This window comes from bacterium (assembly GCA_027622355.1).
GTDB lineage: Bacteria > UBA8248 > UBA8248 > UBA8248 > UBA8248 > JAQBZT01.
On sequence record JAQBZT010000291.1, the window covers coordinates 1 to 3,523 of the forward strand.

Consider the following 3,523-nt stretch of genomic DNA (forward strand, 5'->3'; position numbering starts at 1 on the left):
GCCGACTACCGCAACCCCTTCAACGGAAAGACGCACCGGGTCTCGCTTCTCCCCGAGGATGTGCGCGCATATGTTTTTTGGACGCGGAACGCCGCGCCGCTCCTGCCACACCTTTCGCTTATCGAGGATGCGGGGGTGCCGTATTATTTCCTCTATACGCTGACGGGCTATCCTTCTTTCCTCGAGCGGGGCGTGCCGCCGCCGGAGCAGGCGCTCCGCGTGATCGGGCGCCTGGCCCGCCGGATCGGGCCGGCGCGCGTGCGGTGGCGCTACGATCCGATTGTTCTTTCGGAGGAGACGGATGCGGCCTTTCATCTGCGGAATTTCACCGCCCTGGCGGCGGCGCTCGAGGGCCTGACGGAAGTTTGCATCATCAGCTTTCTGGATTTCTACGGGAAGGTGAAGCGGAACCTCCGCCCGCTGATGGAGGCGGGGCGGCTTACTCTGGATTCGAGGGAGGTTTGCGCGGAGTTGGCGGCGGAGCTGGCCGGGCTCGGCGCCCGGCACGGGATTCGCGTTCTGGCCTGCTGCGAGGATGAAGTCGTGGAGGGCGCGGTCGGAAAGGCCAGATGTGTGGACCCGGACCTGATTGCCGCGCTCGCGCCCGCGGGCGGGGGGCTGCCCATCCGCCCGAGCCGCGCGGCGTGCGGCTGCGCCGCCTCGCGGGACATCGGGGCCTACGACACCTGTCCCCACGGCTGTCTCTACTGCTACGCGAATGCGAGCCCGGAGGCGGCGATTCGGCGCTACCGGCAGCGGGCGCCCGAGCGCGCCTGTCTTTGATGAAGGCGAATTGACGGGCCGGTCCGGTATGATTTACATCAGGGACTCTGGAAATCGCTGTTTTTTTCTGTTTGCAGCCCTTATTTGACAGGAGATGATACATGGCCCAGGAAATTCAGACCAAGGGAATCGAGTACATCAAGGCCGCCGACGGCCGCACGATCGCCATGGTCGTCCGGGATGATTTTGACGATTATGCCGCGTTCCCGCCCTATCTCGATACCGAAGAGGAAAAAGCCCATCTGGCGACCGCCTACCAGGGCCAGGACCCGGAGAAGGAAAGGAACACCAAGGCCCACATCACGGCGAATGAACTGCCGATCCAGATCATCCTGCTGAACCGCGATCCGGGCTCCGTGGTCAACCCGCACTACCACGCGGTGACCGAGCGGCCCAAGACGACGACACGCCACCAGATCATGCTCTGCAAGGCCGGGAAGATGCGCATCGGGGTCTATGCGAAAGAAGGCGATCATGTGAAAGATGTGGTGTTGAACCCCGGCGACTTCATCTTGATGTACGAGGGCCACCAGATTGAGTTTCTCGAGCCCGGCACCCGGGCCGTCGAGATCAAGGAAGGGCCGTTCCCCGAAACGGACGAGGCCGACAAGATCGATTTTTAGCCGCGGTTTATTGTCTGGCGGGGCTACGGTTCGTTCCGGGCGATGAAGGCGGGGACCTTTTCGTTGAATTTTTCCGCGTAGGGCTGGAAGAGGAGGTGTCCGCCCTCCTCGAAGATATCAAGTTCCGCTCCCGGTATCCCCGCTTTCAGCTGTTCGGCGTAGTAGGGCGGGGTGATGAAGTCGTCCCGGGCCCCGAGGATGAGCGTCGGCGCCTTGATCTGTCCGATGCGCCCGAGCTGATCGTGGGCGAGGATGGCGTCAATCCGCTCGGCGACGACCTCCACCGGCGGGGAGGGTTCCACCCCCAGCTTGACCCAATCTTTCAGCATCTCATCGTTTTCGGCGACGAAGCGCGGCGGGTAGACCGTGTAGGCGGCAAACTGGGTGTAGGCTTCGACGCCCATCTCGAGAAGGACCCGCTTCCGCATCCCGTATTGTCTGAGAAAAAATTCATCCGACTTGGCCCAGGTGCCGACCATGACCGCGCTCTGCACGCGTCCGGGGTGATCGACGCAGAGCGCCTGGATGATGGCGCCGCCGGTCGAGCTTCCCACCATGTGCCCCTTCTCGATGCCCTCGGCGTCCATGATGGCGATGACATCCTCCGCCATGGCCTCGATGGAATAGACGCCGAGCGGCTTGGCGCTCTCGCCGGTCCCCCTGTGGTCGTGCAGGACGACGGGCCCTCGTTTTGTGAAGGCCCCGGTTTGCTTGAACCAGGCGGCCCGGACGCCGGGAAGGCCGGTAATGAAGAACACCGGAATGGCGTCGCCCCCCGGGTTCAGTACTTCATAGGCGATGTCCACGCTCTGGGAATTTACTTTCGGCATGGGGAGATATCCTCCCGAAGGACTCGCCGGCCGGATGGAGAAAAGACAACCGGCGGCCCGCGTCAGGGTGTTTTGATGCCCAGTTTTACGGCGAGAACGGCGGAAGCCTTTTGAAACTCCGCCTGATGTATTTCCGTGGGAGGAACGGGTTTCTGGTACCTTCCGAGGAACCGGTGTTCCTTCGACCAGAATTCTCGAACGAGCATGACGGAATCCACATTTCCGTCGCTGTTGTTGTCGATGAATTCGTGGAAATAGCGGCTTTCCTGATTCGTGCTCGCTGCGAAAAACGACTCATCTTCATGGTAGATGCCCAGAACCGGGCCGGTGGGCGCGAGAATGGAAAGATTGCGCCCGCCGAAAATCGAATCCGCCACCTTGGCGACGTAGGGCTTTCCGTCGATCTCGTGCGCCATCGTATAGTGATTTCCGGAAATAGTGGGTTTTTGGCCCAGCAGGGCGTGGGCGGCGATTTGCCCCTGGAGCGAGGTGTTCAGGGTTTTGGAGAAATTATTGGAAATCGCGTAGACGAACAAAAGAGCAACCGCGGCGATGGCCGCCAGGAGGGCGGGGGAGCGGCGGATCGACGTTTCCGGGACCTCCGTCAACCCCCGCTGGTTCGCAAGTTCCTCCCGGATTTCGGAGATCGAGCGGTACATCTCCTCGGAGGTGAGTTCAAGCGGTTTGGGTGCGGGTTCGGGAGCCTTCGCCTTGGCCGGCGCAGCGGAGGCTGCGGGAGCGCCCGCCGCCTTGGCCGGGGCGGCGGCGGCGGCGCCGCCCACGAAAAAATCGACGTTCATCTGGGTGTATTTGGCCCATTTGGCCGGAAGATCCGCTTCGGCGAAGATGGCGTCCACCGGGCAGGCCGGGACACAGGCCGCGCAGTCGATGCACTCATTCGGGTCGATGTAGAGCATCTCGCTCGAGCCGTCCTCGGCCTGATGAATGCAATCGACCGGGCAGACTTCCACGCAAGCGGTATCTTTGGTCCCGATGCAAGGCTCCGCGATGACATGGGTCATCGGACTTTCATCCCTCCTGAAGAACTGGCGGAGCCGCCCCGCCTTCGCGCAGGCAACTCCCTTGAAGATGCGAGGCGCATCCTAACATAAGGTATGGCCCGCCATGCAACGGGCCGGGGGTTGGAGAAAAGCCCCGTTCCGGGCTATTTCTTGCTGATCCGTTCCTCCGCCGCCCGGATGGACTGGAGGACTTTATCGGCCTCCGGAAAGTCCGGTCTCAGGACAAGCGCCCGCCGTATCGCGCCGTTGGCCTGCTTGAGGTCCT

General features: G+C 62.4%; 3 protein-coding genes and 1 pseudogene. 2 read left to right on the forward strand and 2 right to left on the reverse strand.

Translation table 11 applies throughout. The features are described 5' to 3' along the window. Together O2807_13610 and O2807_13615 are read left to right on the forward strand one after the other, a co-directional pair. Positions 1–783 (forward strand): DUF1848 domain-containing protein (locus tag O2807_13610; protein ID MDA1001539.1); only part of this gene is annotated, 783 nt, incomplete at its 5' end. A 101-nt stretch (positions 784–884) separates the two neighbouring features. Further along, positions 885–1,406 (forward strand): hypothetical protein, encoded by a 522-nt coding sequence (locus O2807_13615; GenBank protein MDA1001540.1) that lies wholly within the window; start codon positions 885–887, stop codon positions 1,404–1,406. Between the two features lie 23 nt (positions 1,407–1,429). On the opposite strand, the gene O2807_13620 is transcribed toward O2807_13615, so the two are convergent. Beyond that, complete coding sequence (locus O2807_13620) at positions 1,430–2,236, reverse strand: alpha/beta fold hydrolase (protein MDA1001541.1); 807 nt, start codon at positions 2,234–2,236, stop codon at positions 1,430–1,432. A gap of 779 nt (positions 2,237–3,015) precedes the next feature. Further along, a pseudogene (locus O2807_13625) lies at positions 3,016–3,258 on the reverse strand (ferredoxin family protein). Positions 3,259–3,523: the final 265 nt, after the last annotated feature.

Coding starts and splice junctions, on each gene's coding strand:
- O2807_13615 (MDA1001540.1), top strand. CDS start 885: ATGGCCCAGGAAATTCAGACCAAGGGAATCGAGTACATCAAGGCCGCC.
- O2807_13620 (MDA1001541.1), bottom strand. CDS start 2,236: ATGCCGAAAGTAAATTCCCAGAGCGTGGACATCGCCTATGAAGTACTG.